Below are 24,380 nucleotides of genomic sequence, written 5' to 3'. Positions count from 1 at the left end.
CGGGTGCGGCCGATGGCGCACGGCCCGGGAGGTAGATCCGCGCTGTCCTGGACCGTGCCCTAATGCGACGAGTGCCCGGGCCGCGGTGGGTTCGCGTGGCACAATGTTGGCTCGCGCCCCACGGGCGGACCGCGGCCAACAGCCGGGAGGAGGTGCGGCGCGTGTTCCCTGCCGGTCGAGACCCTGCCCGGCATGTTCGTCCGGCAACCCGCCTCGGGACGAAGACCACGGCGACGCTCGCCGTGCTGACGCTCGCCGCCGCGGCGGCGGTGCCCGCGGCGTTCACCGCGAAGGGCACCGCGCCGGCGGAGCGTCCCGTCCGCGGCGCTGCGGCGGACGCCCCCTACAGCGCGCGGACCGACCAGATCCGCGCCCGCGAATGGCATCTGGGCGTCCTGCGCGCCTCCCGCGCCTGGCGGTGGTCACGGGGCGCCGGCGTCACCGTCGCCGTCCTGGACACCGGCGTCGACCGGCGCCACCCGGACCTCACCGGCCGCGTTCTCGGCGGCCCCGACCTGACCGGCGGCGCGCGACGGCCCGGCGGCCGCTACTGGGGCGTGCACGGGACGTCCATGGCCAGCATCATCGCCGGACACGGCCACGGTCCCGGCCTCGCCGAGGGCATGATGGGCGTCGCTCCGCAGAGCCGCGTCCTGTCGGTGCGGGTGACCCTGGAGAACGACGACCCGCTGCGGCAGAACCCGCAGGCCGGTGGTGACCGCGACGCCATCGCCCGCGGCATCCGCTACGCCGTCGACCACGGCGCCGACATCATCAACATGTCGCTCGGCGGCGGCCAGCTCCACTACAACGGCGCCCCCTCGCAGGAGGCCGCGATCAAGTACGCGCTCGGCCGCGGCGTGGTGCTGATCGCGTCCGCGGGCAATGACGGCTCCGGCGCCAACCGCAAGAACTTCCCCGCCGCCTACCCGGGCGTGATCGCGGTCGGCGCGCTCGACCGCCGGCTCCGCCTCTGGAAGGACAGCAACCGCCGGTCCCACACCTCGGTGTGCGCGCCGGGTGTGGACATCGTCAGCGCCGACTCCAGCAACGGCTACGTCGTCGGGACGGGCACCAGCGCGTCCTCGGCGATGGTCGCGGGCGTCGCCGCGCTCGTCCGCGCGCGGTACCCCAACCTCAGCCCGGAGGAGGTCCGGCGGGCGCTCGTCCAGGGGTCGCCGCCGCGCCGGGGCCATCCGACCGGCTTCGCCGCCTGCACCGGTCCGGTCGACGCCGTCCGGACGCTTGTCGCCGCCGCCGCGCTCAACAAGACCTCGCGGGGGTCGCTCGCGGCGTCGAAGCCGCCCACCGCGCCCACGCCGGCCGCGGCGCCCCCCGAAGAGGACTCGAACCTGCTGCTCCTGGCCGTCCTCAGCGGTGGCGTCGTGCTGATCGTGCTGGGACTCGTGCTCGGCTGGCGGCAGCGGCGGCGTCCGGACGAGGAGGACGAGCCCGGCGGCGTCGTCCCCGAGTACGGCCTGCCGTCGTCGAGCGTGCCACGCGAGCAGATCGGTGCGGCGGCCGCGCCCGTCATGCCCCTCGGCGCGCCACCGCCGTCTCCGGTCGCGCCGGTCAACGTGCCGGTGTGGCAGAGCACCGAGGCGTACACCGGCCCCGAGGTCTACTCCGCGCACGGGGAGCACGGCGTGCGCGAGTTCGGTGCGCACGAGTTCGGTGCGCATGAGCATGATGGGCGCGAGTACGGTGCGCACGGCTACGGCGCCCGTGAGGAGTACGCCGAGGCCGGGGAGTACACCGATGCCGGAGGGTACGGCGGGTCCCGGGAGTACGACGACCCGGGGGAGTTCCCCCGGCCGGAGGAGTACGCCGAGCCGGGGACGTACGGCGAGCCCGGTGAGTATGCCGAGCCGGAGGTGTTCGTCGAACCGCGCCCGTTGTCGCCCATGCCGCTGTTCCCGCCCACGCCGGACGGTGCGGGCGACATGCCTCCCGAGCCGCCCGCGCAGCCGCCGATCATGGCGTCGGAGCTACGGCCGTTCGTGCCGGGCGAGTTCCCCCCGCTCGGGCCGACCGGGCTGAACGGCTCGACGGGTCTGAACGGGTCGCATGGTCTGAACGGGTCCAACGGCCTGAACGGATCGAACGGGGCGAGCGGTCTGAACGGATCGAGCGGTCTGAACGGCCTGAACGGCTCGAACGGGGTCAACGGGGCGAACGGGGCCAACGGCTTCAACGGGCTGAACGGGTCGCATGGAGGGCACGCCAACGGCAACGGTGTCGTCCCGAACGGCAGGCACCACGGTCCGCCGCCCCCGGTCGAGGACCGTCCCCCGAACGGTCATGACCTCAACGGGGCCGATTTCGGCGGGCCGCCGTCCCCGCCGCCGGACGCCGGGACCACCTCCGCGTTCCCCGCGGTTCCTCCCGAGCCGCAGGACGACCCGCAACCGCCGTCCGCGCCTCCGCCGGTACCGCCCTCCGACGATGAGGACTACCGGCCCCCCTGGTGGTGAACGTGGACGTCCCCGCTACTCCGGCGGGCGTAGCGGCGGAGCCTCCGGCTGGACGATGACGACCCCCGAACCTGTCGCCGAGCATCGACTCATCCGCACACAGGAAGGGGTCGAGCACCATGGTGACGACATTGGCGACACAGATCACGGCGCACCCGGGGGGTTGGAACGACGGCGGGGACCCGCCCGCGTTCTGGCCGGTCTTCCCGATCACGTTCGGGCTGTTCTGGCTGGCCGTGCTGGGCACGGCGTTCTACCTGATCCGCCGCCGGATGACGGCGGGCGCGGGCGGAACGGGCGGAGCAGGCGGAACGGGGGGAGCGACGGCCGCCACCGCGGCCGCGGACCCGATGGTCAAGGCACAGTCGATCCTGGCCGAGCGCTTCGCCCGGGGAGAGATCGACGAGGACGAGTACCTGATGCGCATGTCCGCCCTGCGCAACGGCGGCTGACGGCGCGCCGCCGAGCCCGGCCGCGCTCAGTCGGCTTCGGCCTCCTCGAAGATCCGGTCGATGCCGTCCGGGTACATCGGTGCCCGGGCGGCCGCGTCGGCGAACCGGGTGAGCAGCCGGGCGAACTCGGCGCGCTCCGGCCCCGTCCAGCCGGTCATGAGCTCGTCGAGGTAGGCGCGCCGGAACCGGTCGGCGACCGCCTTGACGCGCCGTCCCGCCTCGGTCAGCCCGAGGTTGGCGCGGCGCGCGTCCACGGGGGAGGGACGCCGGGACACAAGGCCCGCGTCGATCGCGTGCCCGACCAGGCGGCTCGCGGTGGACGGATCGACCTCCAGCCGTTCGGCGACCGCGCCGACGGTCACCTCGCAGGGGACGGACCGCTCGTGGGCACCGTCGTCACCCGGCGCGCCGTCGGGGTCGGGCGGTGCGGGCGGCCCGGTGGTCAGCGCGGCGACGGCGTTCACGACCATCAGGTTGGAGATCTGGAGCGGCCGTCCGTCGGGGCCGCTGGAGGTCTGGGCGCGGATGCGCTTCATCAGGTCGGGTTTGGCCCAGACGCGGCGGAGATGGAACAGCGCGACGCCGATGTCGGCGAGGACCGGGTCCGGGTCGTGCCCGGTGGGCCGTCCGGTGGCGGATGTCTCCGTCGCCATGCAAGCTCTCCCCGTTCCCATGCCTGTCGTCACCTGACGTCCACCCTAACGCATGTAGTGTGCATATTTTCTTTATGCGCTCCTTATCCGCCGGCCCGGAGGCGTCCGGCGGCTGCTGTGACTCGTGATCGACACGGGACACAAGACGACACAGAGCCGCAGGTGAACGGGGATGTGATGCACTGAAAGGGGCCTCGGTCGTTCCGCGCGAACCGCCGGAACTTGTCGGCGGGGGCGCGTAGCATGGCACCCTGCCGAACCCGGACGACCCGGGATCAGTAACCACAGAGGGGACCTCATGCGCGCGGCGGACGCCCCCAGTGATGGTCCTCAACAGGACGGAAGCATGGACGATGGGTCAGCCCTCCAACCCGTGACCGACGACAGGGAAGACGACCACGCCTTTCCCGCCGACCTCCTCTCCGAGCGTGACCGCCAGATCCTCGCTTTCGAGCGGCAGTGGTGGAAGTACGCCGGAGCCAAGGAGCAGGCCATCCGTGAGCTGTTCGACATGTCGGCTACGCGGTACTACCAGCTCCTGAACATCCTCATCGACCGGCCCGAGGCACTCGAGTGCGACCCGATGCTGGTCAAGCGGCTGCGCCGGATGCGGACGCAGCGGCAGCGCCGCCGTGCCGCGAGCCGGCTCGGCATCAGGCCCTGACATGGCCAACACTGGTCCATGTGAACTCTCCCCGCTCTGTGACGGCCGCCGGCGCTGACGGCCTGGACGCCATCCGTGACACTCCCGCCGGGGCCGTGCTCGGCTTCGACTTCGACGGCACTCTCGCCCCGATCGTGGACGATCCGTCCGCGGCCAGGGCCCATCCGGGCGCGGCCCCGGCCCTGGCACGCCTCGCCCCGCTCGTGGGCTCGCTGGTGATCGTCACCGGCCGTCCCGCCGCTCTCGCGGTGGAGTACGGCGGTTTCGAGGACATCGACGGGCTCGTCGTGCTCGGGCAGTACGGGCGCGAACGCTGGGACTCGGGCACGCTGACCGTGCCCGAGCCTCCGGCGGGCGTCGCCGAGGCGCGGGCGAAGCTGCCCGGCGTGCTCAGCGCGGCGGGCGCCCCGCCGGAGACCTACGTCGAGGACAAGGGCCAGGCGCTCGCCGTCCACACGCGCCGGTGCGCCGAGCCCGAGGTCGCGCTCGAACGGTTGCGCGGCATCCTCGCCGCGCTCGCCGAGCGGACCGGTCTCGTCGTCGAGCCTGGGCGGTTCGTCCTCGAACTGCGACCGCCCGGCATGGACAAGGGCATGGCGCTCCGGTCGTTCATCGACGACCGCGGGACGCCGCCGTCCGCCGTCCTGTTCGCCGGCGACGACCTCGGCGACCTGGCCGCATTCGACGCGGTCGAGGTCCTGCGCGCCGACGGCGTGCCGGGGGTGAAGGTGTGCAGCGGCTCCGCCGAGGTCACCGCCCTCACCGACCGTGCCGACGTGGTCGTGGACGGCCCGTCCGGTGTCGTGGCCCTGCTCGGCACCCTCGTGTGACAGGAGTGACAAGAGTCACCTCTGTCATCGTTCGGATCCCGTGAGACTCCAGCGCCCCCAGTGGCCGTGCCCGTCGACGACAGGCCGCCGGTAGGGGCTCGGGAGACCAGCGGCGTCCGGGTGCGGCTCGGCGGCCTGCCGGAGGAGGCGGGCCGAACGCGCCGGGCGCGCCGCGAGCGGAGGCAGGCGGGGCGTCGCCGCGCGCTGTTGGCGGCGGGCGTGCTCGTCCTCGCCGCGCTGGTCACGTCCGCTCTCCTGCTGACGCACGGCTCCGGCGACGGGGCCGGGCGAACGGTCGGCCCGGCGTGCCACTGCCGCGTAGCGGGACGGCGATCGAGGTTGGGACCGCAGACGGGGCCACGTACCGGATCGCGACGGTGACCGGGGGTGTGAGCGACCGCGCGGTGAATGACCCTGCCGTGAATGACTCGGCGGTGACGACGTTCCAGTCACCCACGTCGCCGGGGGCGTTCGCCTATATCGAGTACATCCTGACGAATCCGACCGGCAGAGAGGTGCTGCTCGACTTCCCGGGGGACGTGTTCGTCAAGCGTGACCTCGTCACGCCGCGGGCACGGGGGCGGTGCATGCCGCAGGCCAGCGTCCCCGAGGACATGTGCACGCCGCCGACAAGGAGCGAGGTCGTCCGGCGGCTCGCGGGCGGCGAACCGATCGCGGGGGACGGCGGCGACACGTTCATGCCGCCCGGCGCGTCCTATCTGGTGCGCGCGACGGTCGACGTGCCGGTCGAGCGGCGGCTGACCCGCGAGGACATGGGGCTGTACGTGTGGAGCAGCTCTACGTGGCCGACCGGCTGGCAGAGCATGCGCCTTTCCCGCGTTGACGCGGGCGAGGCAGGCGTCCCGGCGCGCCGGGACGGAACCGCCGTGGCCGGTAGGACGGCCACGGCGGTCGCGGTTCACTCGGCTTCCGGGTCATCGGCGAGGATGCCGTAGAGGCGGCGGCGGGCGTCGTTGACGACGTCCAGCGCTCGCGCCTTCTGGGCTTCGCTGCCGACGGCCATGACCTGTTGCAGCGCTCCGAGGAGCTGGCCGATGGCCTCGCGGCCGCGCATGACGTTCTCGCCCGCGGCCTCGGTGACCTCGTCCCAGGGGGCGGCGTTCTGTGCCGCCGCCTCCTCCCGGCCGGAGTCGGTGAGGACGAACAGCCGCTTGCCGCCCTGCTCCTCGCTGCTGACCAGGCCCTCGTCCTCCAGCATCTGGAGGGTCGGGTAGACCGAGCCGGGGCTCGGACGCCAGACGCCGCCGGTGCGGTTGTCGAGCTCCTGGATCATCTCGTAGCCGTGCATCGCCCGCTCGGCGAGCAGGGCGAGCAGGGCCGCCCGGACGTTGCCGCGCCGGGTCCGGCGACCTCGGCCGCCCCGCCCGCGGTGGCCGGACCCGGGACCGAAGCCGCCTCCCCATGGACCGAACGGATCGCCTCGGCGCTCGCGCTCCTCGGGGTTCCGGAAGCCTCCGCGCCTTCTCGTGTTGTGCTCACGCATCGCAGTCTCCTTCATGTAGTGATCGGTTGCGATGCATTAACGATATATCGAGATGGCTCGCGATGCAACACTCGGACTGTGGTGATGCCATAAGAGTGCCCCTGAGCTGCGGCGATTCCCTCTGGTGAAGGGTGGGCGCGCGGCTCAGGGGCCGATGGTGATCTAGTGATGAGGGCCGGGGGCGGCGGCCGAGCCGGAGATCAGGGCCCGGCGACCGTCAGGTGGTCGAGGATGTCCTTGGTCGCGTTGCGGCCGTCGGTCTCCTTGACCCGAATCCACAGACCGAACTTTCCTGACTTGTCTCTCAGGCCGACCTCGGTGACCGACGGCGTCCCGGACTTGCAGGCGGTGAACCGCGTGATCGTCCCGCTGAGCGCCTTGTCGGGCGAGGTGTAGTTCTCCGGCGCCGCCTTGGTGCACTGCGAGTGGACCGCGGCGCTCGGCGGCGGCAGCTTCCCGTCCTGGACGTCGGTGGTCACGCCGATGAAGACGCCGGGGCCCGCCCCGTCACCGAGGAACGCGGCCATGTTCGGCGTCGCGCGCAGCACCGGTCGTGGCTGCGTGTCGTTCAGCCGGACGGTGGACGGTGTCCACGTCGCCTCCGGCTGCTTCGGCCACGCCTTCGGTGCCGCCGCCTTGATCTTGCCGGAGGCGTCGGTGATCTGGACGAAGTCCTTCGGGATGGCGGACGCCTTCTTCCCGCCGCCGCCCTTGCCCTTGTCGTCGCCGGAGAACAGCGTCCCGAGGGCCAGCCCACCGACCAGGGCGAGCGTCAGCACGACCGCCGTGATGATCAGCGGCGTGACGAACTTCTTGGGCGGGCCGCCGGCCTGCCCACCACCCTGCCCGCCGCCCTGGGGCCCGGGACCGCCGGGGCCACCCGGGCTACCGGACTTCCCTCCGCCGATGCCCTTGAGCTTGCCGAGCAGCCCGCGCTTGGCGCCGGCACCCTGCTGTTGCCCGTGACCGGGAGGCGGCGGCTGGAAGCCGGTCGGCGGCGGAGGGAACTGACCGCCCTGACCGGGGCCTGGGCCTTGCCCCGGGCCTGGGCCTGGGCCTGGGCCTGGGCCAGGTCCTTGACCGGGACCGCCCGGACCGCCCGGACCGCCCGGACCTGCTGGCCCAGGTGGGATGGGTGCGTTCTGCGGAGGGCCGCCCCCGTGCGGGACCGGGAACGCGGTCGTCTTGTCTTCGCCGTTCGCGGCCCCGCCGCCCTGGGGGCCCGGCTGGCCGGGGTAGGGCTGCTGTTGGAGCGACACGGTGCGGTCGTCGTCGGGGTCGGTCGGCTGCCCCACCGGCCCGCCGAACGGGGTGGCGCGGCCGCTCGGCTGGTCCACGACCGTCGCGGGCTCACCGCCTGCGGGCGGCTTCGGGGGCACGCGCATCTCCGACGTGTGCACGTCGTCTTCGGTGGACGGTGCGTCGAAGCGCGTCGACGGCGCCCGGCCTGGGGGCGGCGGGCCTTGCCCGGCAACGGCGGCCCGCCCCGGAACCGGCGGCTGACCCGGGCCGGACGGTAGGGGAGCGGCTCCCTGCGCCTGCGCCGCCGAACCGTCCCGGTAGTAGTCCTGGATGGTCGCGTCCGGCTCGATGACGGGACCCTGCCCTTGCCCTTGCCCCTGCCCTCGCGCTTGCGTGGACGGCTGCGCCGGAGGCCCGTACGAAGGCGGGACGGCCCCGGGCATCGACGTCGGCCGCAGCGTGGACAGGGCCTCCGCGAACGCCTCCGCGGTCGGCCACCGCTTCTCCCGCTCGACCTCCAGCGCCCGCAGGATGACCTGATCGGACGCGGGCGGCAGCCCCTCGCGCAGCTCGCTCGGCGGGGACTTCACCGGCGCCGGGCCGGGGGCCCGCCCGGTGAGCATGTGGTACGTCAGCGCACCCAGCCCGTACACGTCCGCGCGGACGTCGAGGCCGCCGCCGAACCGTGCCTGCTCCGGCGACATGTAACCGGGGGTGCCGACCGGGAGCGTGAACGCCCCGGACGCGTGCGCGAGGGCCTTGGCGAGCCCGAGGTCGGCGATGAGCAGCTTCTCACCGCCGTCGGCCGTCGACTGGAACAGCACGTTGGACGGCTTGAGGTCGCGGTGGATCACACCCAGCGTGTTGATCACCTCGACGCCGTACGCGGTCTCCTCGGCGAGCGCAAGGGCTTCGTTGACCGGAAGTGGCCGTTCGCGCATGCGATCCGCGAGTGTCCCCCGATCGGCGTACGACATGACGAAATAGGGGCGTCCGTCGGGCAACTCCCCGATGTCGTGGACCCGCACCAGCCGCTCGGAGTCGGCGCGGCGCAGGATCCGGGCCTCCTCCAGGAAGCGATTCCGCACGTCCAGGTCGTCGATGAGGCTCCCGGACAGGACTTTTATGGCGACCTGCGACTCAAGTGCGTCGTCGTGCCCGAGCCACACAGACGCGAACGCCCCGGAACCCAGGACGCGATCGATTCGGTAACGGCCGACTGATGGTGGGAAGGACACTCCCGTATCATGCCCAACAAACGGGGTGAGTGTGCGAACGAGCATTGAGGCGCCGCATGGCATTCGATGAAAGGACCGAGGAGCTGGCCGTCAAGGCCGCCCAGGGCGATCAGTCCGCCCTCAACGAGCTCCTCCGCAAGATCGAACCGGACGTGTTGCGGCACAGCTCCCGGTTCCTGCCCTGCCGGCAGGACGCCGAGGAGGCGTGCCAGGACGCGTTGCTTCAGGTCGCGCGGAACATCCACCGCTTCGAAGGGCGGTCGCGGTTCAGTACATGGCTGCACGTCGTCGTCGCCAACTCCGCGCGTTCGACCTACCGTTCGCTGAAGCGCCGCTCCGTCGAGCAGGCCGGCGAGCTGCCACAGCAGCGTCCCGACCCGCGCCGTACCAGCGTGATCGCCGGTTCGCGCGTCGACATCCTGGACGCCATGGAGGACCTGGAGGCCCGCAAGCCGGACCTCATCCAGGCCCTCGTCCTGCGTGACGTCTCGCAACTGGAGTACGCCGAGATCGCCGAGCAGCTCAAGCTCCCGCTCGGCACGGTGAAGTCCCGCATCCACGAGGCGCGCAAGCAGGTCCGCCAGACCCTGGGAGACTCCTACACCTGACCCCCACACGTGACCCCCCATGCCTGACCCCCACGCCTGCCCCCACATGACCCCGCCGACCGGTCGGGGTAGATCATGAGCGGGCGGGCGGTCAGAGGTCGGTCATCGGTCGGCAACCATGCTCCAAGGGTCCGTCCACGGCGGGCGCGTGTCGGCCACCATGCCGTGCATGCCTCCAGGTCAGCTCGGTGCCCGTCCCGACCGTCCCATCTTCGTCCTCGGCTGTCCCCGATCCGGGACGACCGTGCTGCGGCTGATGCTGAATGCGCACCACCGCATCGCGATGCCCGCCGAGACGAAGTTCCTTCTGCCCGCCTACATGGCGAGGTGCGAGTTCGGTGACCTGCGCGTAAGGAAGAACAGACGAGCGCTGGCCGAGTGGATCACCGAACGGAAGGAGACCCGGTTCGGGACGCTCGGCCTGGACGCCGCCGAGATCGTCAGGGAGATCGTCGCCGGGCCGCCCACACTGGGGTCGGCGCTCGCCATCGTGTTCCGGGCCCATGCCCGCCAGTGCGGCAAGCCGCGCTGGGGGGACAAGCGGCCGAGCTACCTCCGGCATGTCGGGACGCTGGTACGGATGTTCCCCGACGCGCAGTTCGTTCACCTCGTCCGTGATGGTCGCGACTGTGTCGCGTCCATGGAAGAGGCGCCCTGGTACCGGCAGGACGTCCACCATGCGATCTCGGCGTGGCGCGAGGCGATCGACACCGGACGACGGCTCGCCACGCGGCTCGACTATGACGCCTACTACGAGCTCCAGTACGAGCGGCTCGTCGCCGATCCGGCCGATGAGCTGATCCGGCTCTGCGGATTCCTCGGTGAGGAGTTCGACCCGGCGATGACCCGGCCGCAAGGTCTCGTCGAACCGACCATCCCGGCGCAGCGAAGGGAGCACGCCCGGGGGACGGGCGACCTCATCACGTCCAGCCGCATCGGAATGTGGGCGCAGCGCCTCGACCCGTGGGAGATCAGCCTCGCCGAAGCCGCGTTCGGTGAGCGCCTGGCCGAGTACGGCTACGAGCCCAGCGGACTGCCCCGTCCGTCCGCGGCGCAGCTCGCACGGTTCGGCAAGACGAGCACCCACCGCCGCATGGCCCAGCGCAAGGCCGACCTGCGCGAACGCTGGCAACGCCACCATGAACCCGGCCCGGTCGAATCCCTCCTGATCATGGAACCGGCCGTCCCGGAACCCTCCGCCCCCTGAAGGACGCGCCGGGACGGGCGGGGAGCACGCCGTAACCGGGCGGCACCCAACGAGCGCGAGTCAGTCGAGCGGGGGTCGGTCGAGGGCGCTCAGCTGGTCGGCGAACCAGCGTTGCGGGGGGAGGGCGGTCGCGGCGGCGGCCAGGCGCGCGCACCGCTCGGCGCGCTGGGCGCGGGGCATCAGCAGGGCTCGGTGCAGCGTCTCGGACGTCTGCGACACGTCGTAGGGGTTGACCATGAGGGCGTCCTCGGAGAGTTCGGCCGCCGCTCCCGCCTCGCGGGACAGCACCAGCGCGCAGCCGCGCTCCGCCAGGACGGGGCCCTCCTTGGCGACGAGGTTCATGCCGTCCCGGATCGGGTTGACCAAGAGCACGTCGGCGAGGCCGTAGGCGGCGAGGGAACGCGGATAGTCGTCGTTGACCTGAAGGATCAGCGGGTCCCAGGACGGGGTCCCGAACTCGTCGGTGATCTGCTTGGCTGTCCGCTGCACCGCCGCCGTGTACTCGCGGTACTCCGGCAGGTCGTAGCGGGACGGGTAGGCGAATGCCAGGTGCACGACGCGTCCGCGCCACTCGGGATGGTTGGTGAGCAGTTCCCTGTACGCGGCCAGTCCCCGGACGATGTTCTTCGACAGCTCCGTCCGGTCGATGCGCACGATGAGCTGACGGTCGCCCACCTGTTCACGCAGCGCGCGCGCCCGCTCCGTGACGTCCTGCTTGGCGGCGCGCTGGCGCAGCGCCTGCGCGTCCACGCCGAGGCCATGGACGCCGACTCGCGTCACGTGCCCGGAACGCGTGACGGTCCTGGCCGTCCGGTCGACGCGAGCGCCCGGCAGGAGTTGCTCGCAGCAGTCGAGGAACGCCGCCGCCCACCGTTCGGTGAGGAACCCGGCGTGGTCGGCGCCGAGGATGCCGTTCAGGATCTGCTCGCCGATGTCGTCCGGGAGAAGGCGGTAGTACTCCGGCGGCGCCCACGGCGTGTGCGAGAAGTGCACGATCTTCAGGTCGGGGCGCCGGTCGCGGAGCATGCGCGGTGCGAGCGACAGGTGGTAGTCCTGGATCGCCGCCTTCGCGCCCGGCGCGGCGTCGCGGGCCAGCGCGTCGGCGAAGGCCGCGTTGTACGCCTCATACGACTGCCAGTCCCGGCGCGCGCGTGCATCGAAGTGCGGGCTGCGCGGAGTGTCGTACAGCAGATGGTGAACGAACCACAGCGTCGAGTTGGCGACGGCGTTGTACGCGCGGTGGAATGTGGCGACCGGGATGTCCAGCATCCGGACGGCTGCGCCGCCGGTGTCATGGCCCGCCTGGTCCAGCCGTCCGTCCGGGGATTGGCGCACCGCCGCGCGGTCGGCCTCGCCGAGGGCCGCGCACACCCACAGGACCTCGGGCCGGGCGGCGCCGGTGACGCCGGCGAGGCCCGACACCAGCCCGCCGCCTCCGCGCCGCATGGTCAGCGCACCGTTCTCCGACAGGGAGAACGACACCGGGCCTCGGTTCGATGCCACCAGCACTTGGCTCATACCGGCAGGGTCTCAGCTGGGACCGAAGGGCTTCAAAGTGGCCCGCGGGATAGAGCGGCCGGAAGAAGGGACGCCCGCGATATGCCCGGTTAGGGTGGTCTGCTCCGGGTACCCGGTCGGGATGAGCAGGTCCGAGACTCATAAGACCGTGCTCGTCGCCGGTGCGGCAAACCTCATTCTCGCGTTCACGAAACTGATCGCCGGGGTGCTCGCCGGGTCGAGCGCGATGCTCGCCGAAGGCGCGCACTCCGTGGCCGACACCCTGAACCAGGGCTTCCTCTTCGCCTCGCTACGGCGCAGCGCCCGTCCACCCGACCGGCGCCACCCGTTCGGATACGGCAACGAACGCTACTTCTGGTCACTCCTCGCCGCGTTCGGGATCTTCGTCGCGGGCGCCGGCTTCTCGATCTTCGAGGGCATCCTCACGATCGTCGGCCATGGCGGCGAGGGCACGCACGTGTGGCTGGCGTACGCCGTTCTCGCCCTCGGCGCCGTGCTGGAGGGCACGTCCCTGGTACGGGCCTTCACCCAGGCGCGCCGCGAGACCCGCGACAACGGGCGCGACCTCGTCGACCACGTCCGCCGGACGCCCGACGTCACCTTCAAGGCCGCGCTGTTCGAGGACACCGCGGCCATGATCGGCCTCGCGATCGCCACGGCCGGGCTCACCCTCCGCGAGATCACCGGGTCCGCGTTCTGGGACGGCCTCGCCTCGGTCCTCATCGGGCTGCTGCTCGTCGTCGTCGCCTTCGCCCTCGGCCGCGACAGCATGGGGCTGCTGATCGGCCAGGCCGCCGACCCCGCCGCCCAGCGCGAGATCCACGCCGAGATCGCCGGTGCCCCCGGCGTCACAGGCGTCGACGAGCTCCTCACCATGCACTTCGGCCCCGAAGAACTGCTCGTCGCCGCCAAGGTCCACTTCTCGGACGAGATCAGCGCCGACGAGGCCGAGGACGTCGCGGGCGCGATCGACCGGCGGCTCCGCGAACGGGTCCCGATCGTCCGGCACGTCTTCCTCGACCCCACCCAGCGGCCTGCCCGGGACTCGACCCCGGCTGACGCGCCACAGGAAGTGGCCGCCGAGATGTGCGGGGACGGAGGGGTCGGCGTGATCAAGGACTCACCCGGGTAACGTCTGGATCGGCGGCACCCACCTGTCTGGCACCAGGTCGAATCATGTAAAGTTCGCATACGAGCTGATAGCGCTCACAGCGAAGGCACTGCCGTCGCCAACAACTGAATACCGCTCATCCAGAGGGGTGGAGGGACCGGCCCTACGAAGCCCCGGCAACCACCCGGCTAGTGTGCGCTCGCGATCCTGCGAGGCCGGCCGGGAGATGGTGCCAACTCCGGCCTGCGACCAAGGTGGCGCAGGGAAGATGGGGAGAGGCCTCGCCCACATGGCACTCACGCCTGCCGTCAATCTCGGACCAGCTACCGCTCTCGTCTGCCGCGAATGCGGTACATCCCGCGAACTCGGCCCGCACTACGCGTGCGAGGAGTGTTTCGGCCCGCTGGAGATCGCCTACGACTTCGGCGGGATCACCCGCGCGGACATCGAGTCCGGACCCCGCAACATCTGGCGGTACCGCGGGCTGCTGCCCGTCCCGTCCAACATCGCGGACACCCCGAACACCGAGCCCGGTCTGACCCGGCTCGTCCGCGCCGACAACCTCGCCGAGAACCTCGGTCTCCAGAGCCTCTGGGTGAAGGACGACAGCGGCAACCCGACCCACTCCTTCAAGGACCGCGTCGTCGCGGTGGCGCTCGCCGCCGCCCGCGAACTGGGCTTCAAGGTGCTGGCCTGCCCGTCCACCGGCAACCTGGCCAACGCGGTCGCCGCCGCCGCGGCGCGCGCCGGGATCCGCAGCGCCGTGTTCGTCCCGTCCGACCTGGAGTCCCAGAAGATCATCACGACGGCGGTCTACGGCGGCACGTTCGTCACGGTGGACGGCAACTACGACGACGTCAACCGGCTCGCCTCCGAGATCGCGGGCGAGCAGGAGGACTGGGCGTTCGTCAACGTCAACGTCCGGCCCTACTACGCCGAGGGCTCCAAGACGCTCGGCTACGAGATCGCCGAGCAGCTCGGCTGGCGGCTGCCCGACCAGATCGTCGTCCCGGTCGCGTCCGGCTCCCAGCTCACCAAGATCGACAAAGCCTTCACCGAGCTGATCAAGCTGGGCCTGGTCGAGGACAAGCCCTACCGCGTGTTCGGCGCGCAGGCCACCGGCTGCGACCCGGTGGCCGCGGCGTTCAAGGCCGGGCACGACGTCGTCCGCCCGGTGAAGCCCGACACGATCGCCAAGTCCCTCGCCATCGGCAATCCCGCAGACGGCCCCTACGTCCTGGACGTGGCGCGCCGCACCGGCGGCACGGTCGAGGACGTGAGCGACGAGCAGGTCGTCGAGGGCATCCGGCTGCTCGCCCGCACCGAGGGCATCTTCGGCGAGACCGCCGGCGGCGTCACCGTCGCGACCCTGCGCAAGCTGGTCGCCGGCGGCGCGCTCGACCCGTCCGCCGAGACCGTGATCATCAACTCCGGGGACGGGCTGAAGACCCTGGACGCCGTCGCGCCCGTCGTCGCCCCGTCCGCGAACATCGCCCCGTCCCTGGAGGCGTTCCGCGCCGCCGGCCTCGCCTGACAACGAAGGAGTAACCATATGAGCAGCGTGTCCGTCCGCATCCCGACCATCCTGCGGACCTACACCGGCGGCGAGGCGGAGGTGAAGGCGGAGGGCGCCACCCTCCGCGCGGTCGTCGCCGACCTGGAGACCAGCTACACGGGCATCTCCGCCCGCATCCTCGACGACGCCGGCAAGATCCGCCGGTTCGTCAACGTCTACGTCGGGGACGAGGACGTCCGCTTCGTCGACGGACTGGACACCGCGACCCCCGAAGGCGCCCAGGTCTCGATCATCCCCGCGGTCGCGGGCGGCTGACGCCCACCGGGGCTTTTTCGGGTAAAGCCTCTTCATGGGCATTGCGGACTACATCGCTGGCTCGGTCCTGGCGCACCCCACGGTGCGCCAGGTCGAGCTCGCCGGCTCTCGGGCACGCGGAACCGCCACGGAACTCTCGGACTGGGACTTCCACGTCTTTGTCGAAGACTTCGGCCACATAGCCTCTGACCTGCCAGAACTCGCCCGCCCCCGGAACCCGCTGGCCGCCCAGTGGGACCCGCTCGGCGACGTCGCGAGCTACCTGCTGATCTTCCCCGGACCCACCAAGATCGATCTGCTCTTCCCGGACGTCCCGCGCCGCTCGAACCCACCCTGGCGCGCCGGCCCCGACACCCTCGCGGCCATGGATGCTCACTTCTGGGATTGGACTTTATGGCTGGTCAGTAAGCGTCGCCGCGGCATGACGGACCGCGTCCGCGGGGAACTGCTGCGCATGAGCCGGCACATCCTGGAACCGTTGGGCATCCCGTCCGTCCCGCCCAGCCTCGAAGAAGCGGTGGCGCGCTACATCCGCGCCCGCGACCGCCTGGAGACCCGCTACGGGCTGCGCCTGCCCCGACAACTCGAACAGGAGGTGCTCCCGCTCGTCCACTACCGGCCGTCCGGTCTGGCCTCCTGACGTCCGGCCCACCCGCTAAGGTCATCCCCGATCACGCCGAGTCGACCCCGCCGCGGCCGCGAAGCCAAGGAGACACGGGTGTTCACGGATCTCGCAAAGGGGCGAGGTCCGAGACATCACAAGGAAAAACGGGGCAGGTTCGGCATGGCGCAGGGCACGGTCAAATGGTTCAACGCCGACAAGGGATACGGCTTCATAGCCGTCGACGGCGGCCAGGACGTCTTCGTCCACTACTCGGCGATCCAGATGGACGGATACCGCAGCCTGGAGCAGGGGCAGCGGGTCGAATTCGAGATAACCCAGAGCGACCGAGGCCCCCAGGCCGAAGGGGTAAAGACCCTCTGACCAGCAGATGCCCACTTACCTGGTGATCTCCCCCGGAGATTCCCGTCGCGGAGACCCGCCCGCTATCCCGAATTTCTTCCGCGCATGCTGGTACGAACATGGCACTAATCAGGGACATACCGTGTCTCACTCGTACAGCTAACGCGTCGAACGGAGACAAAGGGCAGGGTGGGGCAGAAACCACGTCGGTGCGCAAGTAACCGGTGGGCTTCTCTGCAGCCGATAGTCACGAATAGTCGACTGCTGGCAGCGCATTCTCGACGACTCGGTGTCGGGGAGCCCGCGCTATTCCAGCTCAACCGGCAACGCCCCCTGCTCCGCGGAAACGCTTGTGCCTGCTCTTGTGCGACTGGGCGACTCGGGCGGCACCGTGACTCCTGGCGGACCGTTGGTTGGGCGCGGCCGATCGCGGTGAGGTGCGAGCGGCGCCGCCCCGCCCATGAGGGCGCGCTGGGCGGTGGGTGTGGTCGGGGCCGACCCGCAAGGTTGCGCCGGAGTTGGAGTCGTTGTGCCCGGTGGTGGTGGCGGAGTGGACCGCACGTGTGCTGCCGGTCCATTCACCGGTTCGGCCGTTGCTGTGGGCGGGGGCAGATGATGGGCCTGGGCGTCCTGGGAGCGGGACGGCTGGCTGGTGGCGGGGCAGACCGAGCAGGCGTTCCGGGGCGCTGGCTTGGTATGGGCAGGCGACCGGGTCGTGGCGAGCGATGGTGCGGGTCGTTCCTTGGACGGCTGGTGCGCACAGCCGGGGGGACAGCAGCGTACGTCTGAACAGGCTTCGCAGGACTCTGACGCAGGTGAGAACGCCTTCGGTCAGGTAAGTGAACCTTCCCTCGGCACGGATGCGCGTCGCTTGCACTCGGCAGGGTAGAGTGCTAAACAAACGGTTGGCACTCTACTGTGGAGAGTGACAGCTTCACAGTCTGGGTCGGGACGATGAGGTCTCAGTCTGGCGGCGGAATGGCAGTCGTCAGGCGGGGCCGGCCGTCGCGGGCGTCGGCTCGATCCTTTAAGCCACCTTGTTCCGGGAGGACTGGAGCCTATGGCTGCAAAGATGATCGCGTTCGACGAGGAGGCCCGCCGCGGTCTCGAGCGCGGCATGAACCAGCTCGCCGACGCCGTGAAGGTGACCCTTGGTCCCAAGGGCCGCAACGTCGTGCTGGAGAAGAAGTGGGGCGCTCCCACGATCACCAACGACGGTGTGTCGATCGCCAAGGAGATCGAGCTCGAGGACCCGTGGGAGAAGATCGGCGCGGAGCTCGTCAAGGAAGTAGCCAAGAAGACCGACGACGTCGCCGGTGACGGCACCACCACCGCGACCGTCCTGGCCCAGGCGCTGGTGCGCGAGGGTCTGCGGAACGTCGCGGCCGGCGCGAACCCGATGTCCCTCAAGCGGGGCATCGAGGCCGCGGTCGAGCGAGTGAGTGAGGAGCTGTCCAAGCTCGCCAAGGACGTGGAGACCAAGGAGCAGATCGCTTCGACGGCCTCCATCTCCGCCGGCGACGCGCAGATCGGCGAGATGATCGCCGAGGCGATGGACAAGGTCGGCAAGGAAGGCGTCATCACGGTCGAGGAGAGCCAGACCTTCGGTCTGGAGCTCGAGCTGACCGAGGGCATGCGCTTCGACAAGGGCTACATCTCGCACTACTTCGTGACCGACCCCGAGCGGATGGAAGCGGTCCTTGAGGACCCGTACATCCTGATCGTTCAGGGCAAGGTGTCGGCCAACAAGGACCTGCTGCCCGTCCTTGAGGGCGTCATGCAGTCCGGCAAGCCGCTGCTGATCATCGCGGAGGACGTCGAGGCGGAGGCCCTGGCCACGCTGATCGTCAACAAGATCCGCGGCATCTTCAAGTCCGTGGCCGTGAAGGCCCCGGGCTTCGGCGACCGCCGCAAGGCCATGCTGAACGACATCGCCGTCCTCACCGGCGGCCAGGTCATCAGCGAGGACGTCGGCCTCAAGCTCGAGAACACCTCGCTCGACATGCTCGGCCGGGCGCGCAAGATCGTCATCGCCAAGGACGAGACCACCATCGTCGACGGCGCCGGTGACGCCAACGAGATCGCGGGCCGGGTCAACCAGATCCGCACCGAGATCGACAACACCGACTCCGACTACGACCGCGAGAAGCTCCAGGAGCGCCTGGCCAAGCTCGCGGGCGGTGTCGCGGTGATCAAGGCCGGTGCCGCGACCGAGGTGGAGCTCAAGGAGCGCAAGCACCGCATCGAGGACGCCGTCCGCAACGCCAAGGCCGCGGTCGAGGAGGGCATCGTCCCCGGTGGTGGCGTCGCGCTGCTGCAGGCCGGCACCAAGGCGTTCGACAAGCTGGAGCTCGCGGGCGACGAGGCCACCGGGGCCAACATCGTCAAGCGCGCTCTGGAGGAGCCGCTGAAGCAGATCGCCGTGAACGCCGGCCTTGAGGGCGGCGTCGTGGTGGAGAAGGTCCGCGGGCTCACCCCCGGCGAGGGCCTGAACGCCGCCACCGGCGAGTACGTCAACATGTTCGAGTCGGGCATCCTCGACCCGGCCAAGGTGACCCGGTCCGCGCTGCAGAACGCCTCGTCGATCGCTGCGCTGTTCCTGACCACCGAGGCCGTCATCGCCGAGAAGCCCGAGAAGAACCCGGCTCCGGCGGGCGGCATGCCCGACGGTGGCGGTATGGACTTCTGAGCGAGTCCATAAGCCGTACGCTTCCGTGCGAGTAGAGGGGCGGTTCCCCAGGAACCGCCCCTCTTGGCTTCCGCGGACGGCGGACGTGACGATCCTGGCCGGTCGCTCCGTCCGGACGGATCGGAGTCGCTGGAGCGGTGAATGACGATGGCACTCTTTGACGCCGCCGCGCACCGGCCGCGTCCTCACTAAGGGCTTCCACGAGCCGGAACCCGTGTGGGACCACGGCCAGGGCAGGAGTGCCCAGTGGTGTCCGGTGGCCTGGCCTCGCCGTGCCGCACGCCGGGCCTGAACCGAGGTGGGACGATGCCGCCGGTCATGGCGGGCTCACCTGCACTGCGTCCACAACGTGCTTCACCGCTCCGCTGATGTCCGCGGTGGGGCCGATCTCTCGGCCACTCATCGCCCAGCAGAACATCTTGTGCTTGCAGGTGATCAGCAGCTCTCGCTCGTCCGGCGCGGTGATGATCAGGCTGGTGGGGTAGAGGCGGGTGGGCATACCGCGTTCGGTTAGCTTGGCTGCAAGTTCGCGTAGGGCCAGACGGTGGTCGCAGTGTTCTGCCTCTTCCAGCAATTCACGGAGGAGGGCTGCGTTGTCGCTGTGCAGGCCGATTGCTCCGCCGTGTCCTGGTGCGAGTGTGCGGCTGGCGTCCCAGCCGACTCCGGTGTCGTCCTGGGTCACCTCGATCTGCCAACCAGGAAATTCCTCGACCAACGCGCGGTGGATCTCTTCCTGCCCGCTCACCGCCTGGCCGCCTCGGCACGGGAGTGCTCGCGCAACTTGAGCCGCAGTCCTTCGGCGGTGTCGGCGTCCAGGGTGGCGCCTTCGACCCGGGAAAGATCCTCACTGACGAGGGACGCCCGGGTCGCCCACCACCGCCCGGTGTCGCTGGTGCAGATAATGGTCCAGCCGCCGAACTCCTGACGCAGCGCGGCCTTCTGTGCCTCCGCACCCGCCCGTGGTGACGCCATCCCCATTGCCGGACCTCTCCCTTCGCCAGGCCTCGGCTCTCCAGGCGCTCTCTGCGCCGGGCCGGGGCCGCCCTGTGTTCAGCCGGGCCGCTGGCAGCCAGTCGGCTGACCACCGCCACGCACTGATGCTGAGGGTTCACAAGGCCAGGGAGTGACACACTTGAGGTCACCGCCTCTGAGCTGGCTAGATGGCGCGCGCCCAGTCGGCAAATGCTACAAGTTGGTGCGGTGGTGACATATGCAGGCGAAGGAGGGTGACTAGGGCATCACGGACGAAAGGATGTTCGCGTACGTGCTGGGGGGCGATCCGCCGGGCCGTCTGAAGCGCTTCGAATGCCCCGTCCCGCTTCCCGAGCCAGAGGCGGGCACGGGCGAGGTCGATGAAGTAGTGGGAGCGGCGTTCTGCGAGGAGGCCGTCAAGCCCGATCTTCTGGCCGGCATCCCCGCCTCCTCCCGCCAGCTGGACGGCGCGCGCCGGGTCGCCGAGTTCCACCGCGACCGAGACCTCGTGGACTTGCAGAGAAGCCGGACCGAAAGCGGTGCCGTTATAGATTCCTTCGGGAACATCCTCGGCCCTGCGCCGGGCCTCCTGTAGATGGTCATCGACGGCAGTGAAGTCCCCGGTCAGCCGTGCCGCCACGACGGCGGCGCGCATGTGCAGGGCACCGGCTGCCGCCCAGAGGTCCGGTGATGCCAGGTCCGGGATCGCGTCAAGTGCGATCTCCAGGGCCCGCAGTCCAGATGTGAGGTCGCGGCCACCGGCGAAGAAGACCTCGGTTCGCACGTAGGCGGCGGTGGCGATCAGTGCCGGGTCCTCGGAGATCTGTGCCGACCGCCGCATTAACTCGATCAGCCGAGCGGATAAGTCGTAGTAGCCGTACTTGTATGCCACGGCATCGGCGGATCGGTATGCGGAAAACAGCAACCCCGCGGGATAACGCCGCCCAGGCCCCTCGTCCAGCACGGCGCGTGACAACTCGACGAGTAATGGCGGCAGTTCCTTCGCCAGCCGGGTGTACTGGGCGGTCAGGCGATACCGTGTCGCGGCCTCGGTCGCCTCCCGCAGCCGGTCCAGGGGACGCACGGGTCCGTCATCGGGCACGTCGTAGGCGTCGATGGCGCTGCGGATGTCCGGGATAGCCGCGTGCACGCGGCTGTCAGTGCAGATCCGGTGGCCGGCGAGGACCTCCGGCTCGACCCCGAGAGCCCCGGCGACCGATTTCAGGACGCGATCGCCCGGGCTGCGTTTGCCCTGTTCGACTTTGCGCAGAGTACTCAGCGAGATGCACGCGGCTTCAGCCAACTGCACCTGTGTAAAGCGGCGCGCAACGCGCGTGGCGGCGATGCGATGGCCTATCTGCCTGTCCGGAATCACGGCGGGCTCCGTGGGTAGATCCTGCCGCCACCGTATACAGCAATCTGTGGTGGCCACCGGGTTTCAGCGGAGCAACTCCGGAAGGTCGGTCAGCCGGTCGACCATCCAGTCGGCGGTGCCCCTCACTGCCGGGTCGTCGGACCACAGGTAGCCCCACGGGCCTCGCCGGACGAGCGCCGTCCGCAGTCCGGCGGCGTGGGCGGGAGTGACGTCGTTGGCGGGATGGTCACCCACGTACAGGATCTCGTCGGGAGTGCTCTGCGCCCACTCGATGAGCCTGGCGAAGAAGGTCGCGCTCGGCTTGGCGGCGCCCCATTCCTGTGACGTGGCGATCGCGTCGGCGGGCAGGCCGAGGCTTCGCAGGCAGTCTCCCGCGCGGCTCGTCTGATTTCCCGCAATGCCGACCCACAGGCCCTGGCAGCGCAGCGCGGCCAACGCCGGGCGGACGTCGCCGTACAGGTCGGCCTCCGTTATCTGCTCGCCGCAGCCGGCGGCCACACGGGCCTGACGTTCGGCGTCCAGGTCGAAGCCCGGTCGGATGAGGCGCAGCGCGTCGGCGTTGTCGCGTCCCTGAGCGGTCACGGCGCCGACAAGGCCAGAAAGCGTGTGAGGGGGAACGCCCAGCCATTCGGCCCAGGCCCCCCATTCGCGAGTGTCGTCCACCAGGGTCTCGCCGACATCGAACACGACAGAGGAGATCATCCACTCAAGGTATGAGTCAGACGCCGTTCGCGATTCAGGTGTTCGCTCAGAACTTTGGCCAGGCGCGGACGGTTTGGGGCGCAGCCCGCCGGAAGGAACTCTTGATGCAGGCTGTCCATTCCGTTGCCGGCCGGAGTAGATACGGGCTCGAAGCGGACACGGCGGGTCGATCACTGGGAGGACCCGGCGGCGCCTGCGCCCACGAGCCGTCGGCGTTCGCTCTCGTCCGGGACGACGCCGGGAGCGTCCTGCTGCTGCGCCGGCCTGATCGCGGTCTGTGAACCATCTCCACGGGCGGTTCGGGTGCATCAAGGTCGGCGCGCTCGACGAGGTGCACCAGCTGGTGAACGTGTGCCCTCATGCTCGGCCAGTCGGGGGGCCGACGACATCGGACGAGGTGTCGGACGTCCGGCGGGTCGCTCCGGCCGACCCTGTCCGGCACGACCATCACTTGGGCTTGCGGCGGCGTATCGAGCAGGGCTTCCCCGGCAAGGAACCGCACGTGGACCGAGCGTCTGGAGGAGTGCGGTCGACTTGCCCGGAAGGCATCCGCCCGTCGAGGACGGCAGCGAGATCGACGTCGTCTCCCTCCCTCCCTCCCTCGCGTCGCCTGCCTGAGGTCGGTGTGGAGGACTTCGATCACCGGCGCCGCTGGAGGACCTCTACGGAGTTCACACACGTGAACGATGAGCGCGAAGCCTTCGGGTCGGAGAATCACGTCAGGGTCGGATGGGACGGGGGCGCTGATACCCGGAGCGTCATCACGTCACGTCCGGGATCAACGCGCATCGCACGTCCGTTGTCGGGGTGCGGGTAGTACCTCGACGCCAGAAGGTGCTTGCCGTTACGTGAGTCCATCCGGGTACTCGCCAGGTCAGGCAGGTGTCGCACCACGGACGGCGGTCGCGCTGATCGGACGCTCCGCGCAAGTGCTTCCCCCCGCAGGCCGTGCTTGGCAGGATCGCAGCTTGGATGGACGTCCCGATACGCGAACATCGTGGTGACCCGTCGGGTGGTCGATGAGGCAGGAGGACGAGTGCGCGAAGTGTTCAGCTCACCGGTGCTCAAGATCGAACAGCCTCGCAGAGGTCCGTTCGCCAAGTCCCGGTACAAGGTGCTCGACGGGGACGGCACCGTCCTGGCCATCGCCGGGGAGGCGAGTGAGAAGGGCCGTGCGGAATCACTGCGTACCGTCTTCCCGGGCAAGTCCGACCTCGACGCGCGGGCCGTCGTGCTGACCACCCCGGACGGCGAGCCCCTTCTCGTCATCGACAAGCAGTTGGGGCGCGAGCTCACCGAGGTACGCCTGCCCGACGGTGAGACCGTCGGCACGTTCGTGACGGAGCGGGTCGGGCGGCGCTACAAGATCCGCGATGGCGAGAACAAGGCGATCGGTACGGTCTCGGTGGACGTGCCGCGCAACAACTTCGAGGTGACGGACTCCGAGGGGGGCAAGGTCGCCCAGGTACGCAAGAAGTGGGCGGGCCTGGCCACCCACCTGCTGACGACGGCCGACAAGTACAGCGCGGAGATCTTCGATCCCGTCCGGGAACCGCTGCGGACGATGGCGGCCGTGACGGCGATCGTCATGGACCTGAACCTCCACGAGTCCAAAGAGATCACCTGACCGCGAATCGTCGGGCTCCGCAGGACGTCCACGCGTAGGGCTTCCCGCGCCGCGGGTGCGGAGGTACGTTCCGATCGTGCAGGCCATGCCCGGACGCCCGAACGGCTGGTGGATCTCACCGGCCATTCCGACGATCGCGAACGGTGCGCTTGCCCTGCTCTGGGTGTTCTCGGCCCTGGGAGGCTGGGGCGATGCGGCCTTCTGCGGCGACGACGACGCGCACGACCCCAGCTGCGGCACCGCGTTCGAAGACGCCGTTCTGTTCTCGATACCCGTCACCCTCCTGGCGACCGCGCTGGCCGTAGCCGCATGGGCCATGCCCGCCGTCCGACACAACGCGGGACGGTTGGACGCTCTCCTCACGGTGGCGGCGATCGTCTGGGTCCTGGCGGAGGGGGTCCTCTTCGTCGGTGGGTACCTGGCCCAGCCGTGAGCCGTGCCGGCGGGGACGCGCCCGCTCGACGTCACCGATGGGTGCTGGAAAGAAATTTTTCAACGACCCGGCACGGGTGAATAGAGGCGTTTGATCGGGACGATACGGGACAAAACCCAAGGTCGCGCGGCTGGACGAGTAGAACGCGCGTGGGGGGCGGGGCCGAGTTCGGCGCACTGAGACGCGCGAGCCGGTTTGACGTTGCCCCCTCGGGGGCATACTGTTCACTTTGCCCCGCAGGGAGCAGCACGCCGAAAGGCGGGCGGCCCTGGATGGGGAACCCACC

24 protein-coding genes and 1 riboswitch are annotated in these 24,380 nt (G+C 70.3%); of the genes, 15 read left to right on the top strand and 9 right to left on the bottom strand.

The features are described 5' to 3' along the window. The first annotated feature begins 161 nt into the window (after positions 1–161). Both AMA02S_RS43340 and AMA02S_RS16765 read left to right on the top strand, forming a co-directional pair. Entirely contained in the window at positions 162–2,474 is a 2,313-nt protein-coding gene (locus tag AMA02S_RS43340) for a S8 family peptidase (protein WP_218004997.1), read from the top strand. 119 nt (positions 2,475–2,593) lie between these two features. Further along, positions 2,594–2,926: an SHOCT domain-containing protein gene (locus AMA02S_RS16765; protein WP_218004996.1), complete on the top strand. Its 333-nt coding sequence runs from the start codon at positions 2,594–2,596 to the stop codon at positions 2,924–2,926. 26 nt (positions 2,927–2,952) lie between these two features. Here the strand turns inward: AMA02S_RS16765 and AMA02S_RS16760 are convergent, their stop codons facing one another. Next, positions 2,953–3,579 carry a MarR family winged helix-turn-helix transcriptional regulator gene (locus AMA02S_RS16760; RefSeq protein WP_067459231.1) on the bottom strand — a complete coding sequence of 209 codons (627 nt, stop codon included), beginning with the start codon at positions 3,577–3,579 and terminating at the stop codon, positions 2,953–2,955. 346 nt (positions 3,580–3,925) lie between these two features. Here AMA02S_RS16760 and AMA02S_RS16755 point away from each other — a divergent pair, with 346 nt between their 5' ends. Further along, the gene (locus AMA02S_RS16755; protein WP_084265235.1) at positions 3,926–4,243 is read left to right on the top strand and encodes a DUF3263 domain-containing protein; all 318 of its coding nucleotides are present in this window, start codon (positions 3,926–3,928) and stop codon (positions 4,241–4,243) included. A gap of 20 nt (positions 4,244–4,263) precedes the next feature. Next, positions 4,264–5,073 carry a trehalose-phosphatase gene (otsB, locus tag AMA02S_RS16750; RefSeq protein ID WP_067459228.1) on the top strand — a complete coding sequence of 270 codons (810 nt, stop codon included), beginning with the start codon at positions 4,264–4,266 and terminating at the stop codon, positions 5,071–5,073. A gap of 24 nt (positions 5,074–5,097) precedes the next feature. Here the strand turns inward: otsB and AMA02S_RS41810 are convergent, their stop codons facing one another. Then, complete coding sequence (locus tag AMA02S_RS41810) at positions 5,098–5,340, bottom strand: hypothetical protein (protein ID WP_157430632.1); 243 nt, start codon at positions 5,338–5,340, stop codon at positions 5,098–5,100. A 152-nt stretch (positions 5,341–5,492) separates the two neighbouring features. On the opposite strand from AMA02S_RS41810, the gene AMA02S_RS16745 reads away from it, so the two are divergent. Then, positions 5,493–6,029: a hypothetical protein gene (locus AMA02S_RS16745; protein ID WP_157430631.1), complete on the top strand. Its 537-nt coding sequence runs from the start codon at positions 5,493–5,495 to the stop codon at positions 6,027–6,029. Here AMA02S_RS16745 and AMA02S_RS16740 read toward each other — a convergent pair. Beyond that, the gene (locus tag AMA02S_RS16740) at positions 5,993–6,577 is read right to left on the bottom strand and encodes a PadR family transcriptional regulator (RefSeq protein ID WP_245667597.1); all 585 of its coding nucleotides are present in this window, start codon (positions 6,575–6,577) and stop codon (positions 5,993–5,995) included. The genes AMA02S_RS16745 and AMA02S_RS16740 overlap by 37 nt on opposite strands. Before the next feature lie 200 nt (positions 6,578–6,777). After that, positions 6,778–8,988, bottom strand: coding sequence for a serine/threonine-protein kinase (locus tag AMA02S_RS44710; RefSeq protein ID WP_439951599.1), 2,211 nt, complete (start codon positions 8,986–8,988; stop codon positions 6,778–6,780). 125 nt (positions 8,989–9,113) lie between these two features. On the opposite strand from AMA02S_RS44710, the gene AMA02S_RS16730 reads away from it, so the two are divergent. Further along, entirely contained in the window at positions 9,114–9,665 is a 552-nt protein-coding gene (locus tag AMA02S_RS16730) for an RNA polymerase sigma factor (protein WP_067459220.1), read from the top strand. Between the two features lie 169 nt (positions 9,666–9,834). Beyond that, positions 9,835–10,872 (top strand): sulfotransferase family protein, encoded by a 1,038-nt coding sequence (locus AMA02S_RS16725; RefSeq protein ID WP_067460769.1) that lies wholly within the window; start codon positions 9,835–9,837, stop codon positions 10,870–10,872. A gap of 60 nt (positions 10,873–10,932) precedes the next feature. On the opposite strand, the gene AMA02S_RS16720 is transcribed toward AMA02S_RS16725, so the two are convergent. Beyond that, on the bottom strand, positions 10,933–12,390 hold the full coding sequence (locus AMA02S_RS16720) for an alpha,alpha-trehalose-phosphate synthase (UDP-forming) (protein WP_067459217.1): 1,458 nt from the start codon (positions 12,388–12,390) through the stop codon (positions 10,933–10,935). A 121-nt stretch (positions 12,391–12,511) separates the two neighbouring features. Between AMA02S_RS16720 and AMA02S_RS16715 the strand changes: the two genes are divergently transcribed. The 6 genes from AMA02S_RS16715 (at position 12,512) to groL (ending at position 18,985) form a co-directional block, all read left to right on the top strand. Next, positions 12,512–13,522, top strand: a complete 1,011-nt coding sequence (locus tag AMA02S_RS16715; RefSeq protein ID WP_084265345.1) for a cation diffusion facilitator family transporter — start codon at positions 12,512–12,514, stop codon at positions 13,520–13,522. A gap of 112 nt (positions 13,523–13,634) precedes the next feature. After that, positions 13,635–13,776, top strand: a riboswitch (SAM riboswitch). Between the two features lie 14 nt (positions 13,777–13,790). Next, positions 13,791–15,035, top strand: coding sequence for a threonine synthase (thrC, locus tag AMA02S_RS16710; protein ID WP_067459211.1), 1,245 nt, complete (start codon positions 13,791–13,793; stop codon positions 15,033–15,035). Positions 15,036–15,053: 18 nt separating this feature from the next. Beyond that, positions 15,054–15,332: a MoaD/ThiS family protein gene (locus tag AMA02S_RS16705; protein WP_067459208.1), complete on the top strand. Its 279-nt coding sequence runs from the start codon at positions 15,054–15,056 to the stop codon at positions 15,330–15,332. A 34-nt stretch (positions 15,333–15,366) separates the two neighbouring features. Next, positions 15,367–15,972 carry a nucleotidyltransferase domain-containing protein gene (locus AMA02S_RS16700; RefSeq protein WP_067459205.1) on the top strand — a complete coding sequence of 202 codons (606 nt, stop codon included), beginning with the start codon at positions 15,367–15,369 and terminating at the stop codon, positions 15,970–15,972. 144 nt (positions 15,973–16,116) lie between these two features. After that, complete coding sequence (locus tag AMA02S_RS16695) at positions 16,117–16,317, top strand: cold-shock protein (RefSeq protein ID WP_067459202.1); 201 nt, start codon at positions 16,117–16,119, stop codon at positions 16,315–16,317. A 1,039-nt stretch (positions 16,318–17,356) separates the two neighbouring features. Beyond that, positions 17,357–18,985, top strand: coding sequence for a chaperonin GroEL (groL, locus tag AMA02S_RS16690; protein WP_067459199.1), 1,629 nt, complete (start codon positions 17,357–17,359; stop codon positions 18,983–18,985). A 316-nt stretch (positions 18,986–19,301) separates the two neighbouring features. Here the strand turns inward: groL and AMA02S_RS16685 are convergent, their stop codons facing one another. The 4 genes from AMA02S_RS16685 to AMA02S_RS16670 form a co-directional block, all read right to left on the bottom strand. Continuing rightward, the gene (locus tag AMA02S_RS16685) at positions 19,302–19,730 is read right to left on the bottom strand and encodes a hypothetical protein (RefSeq protein WP_067459196.1); all 429 of its coding nucleotides are present in this window, start codon (positions 19,728–19,730) and stop codon (positions 19,302–19,304) included. After that, positions 19,727–19,957 (bottom strand): hypothetical protein, encoded by a 231-nt coding sequence (locus tag AMA02S_RS16680; protein WP_157430629.1) that lies wholly within the window; start codon positions 19,955–19,957, stop codon positions 19,727–19,729. The genes AMA02S_RS16685 and AMA02S_RS16680 overlap by 4 nt, the downstream gene beginning before the upstream one ends. Before the next feature lie 184 nt (positions 19,958–20,141). After that, positions 20,142–21,332, bottom strand: coding sequence for a helix-turn-helix domain-containing protein (locus AMA02S_RS16675; protein WP_067459190.1), 1,191 nt, complete (start codon positions 21,330–21,332; stop codon positions 20,142–20,144). Between the two features lie 63 nt (positions 21,333–21,395). Further along, positions 21,396–22,034, bottom strand: coding sequence for an HAD family hydrolase (locus AMA02S_RS16670; protein ID WP_067459186.1), 639 nt, complete (start codon positions 22,032–22,034; stop codon positions 21,396–21,398). Positions 22,035–23,070: 1,036 nt separating this feature from the next. Between AMA02S_RS16670 and AMA02S_RS16660 the strand changes: the two genes are divergently transcribed. Together AMA02S_RS16660 and AMA02S_RS16655 are read left to right on the top strand one after the other, a co-directional pair. Beyond that, positions 23,071–23,661, top strand: coding sequence for a phospholipid scramblase-related protein (locus tag AMA02S_RS16660; protein WP_067459180.1), 591 nt, complete (start codon positions 23,071–23,073; stop codon positions 23,659–23,661). A gap of 85 nt (positions 23,662–23,746) precedes the next feature. Continuing rightward, positions 23,747–24,094, top strand: a complete 348-nt coding sequence (locus AMA02S_RS16655; protein ID WP_157430628.1) for a hypothetical protein — start codon at positions 23,747–23,749, stop codon at positions 24,092–24,094. The last annotated feature ends 286 nt before the right edge of the window (positions 24,095–24,380 follow it).

It is taken from the genome of Actinomadura macra NBRC 14102, assembly GCF_001552215.1.
Lineage (GTDB): Bacteria > Actinomycetota > Actinomycetes > Streptosporangiales > Streptosporangiaceae > Spirillospora > Spirillospora macra.
This window is presented reverse-complemented; position numbering and strand designations above follow the sequence as displayed.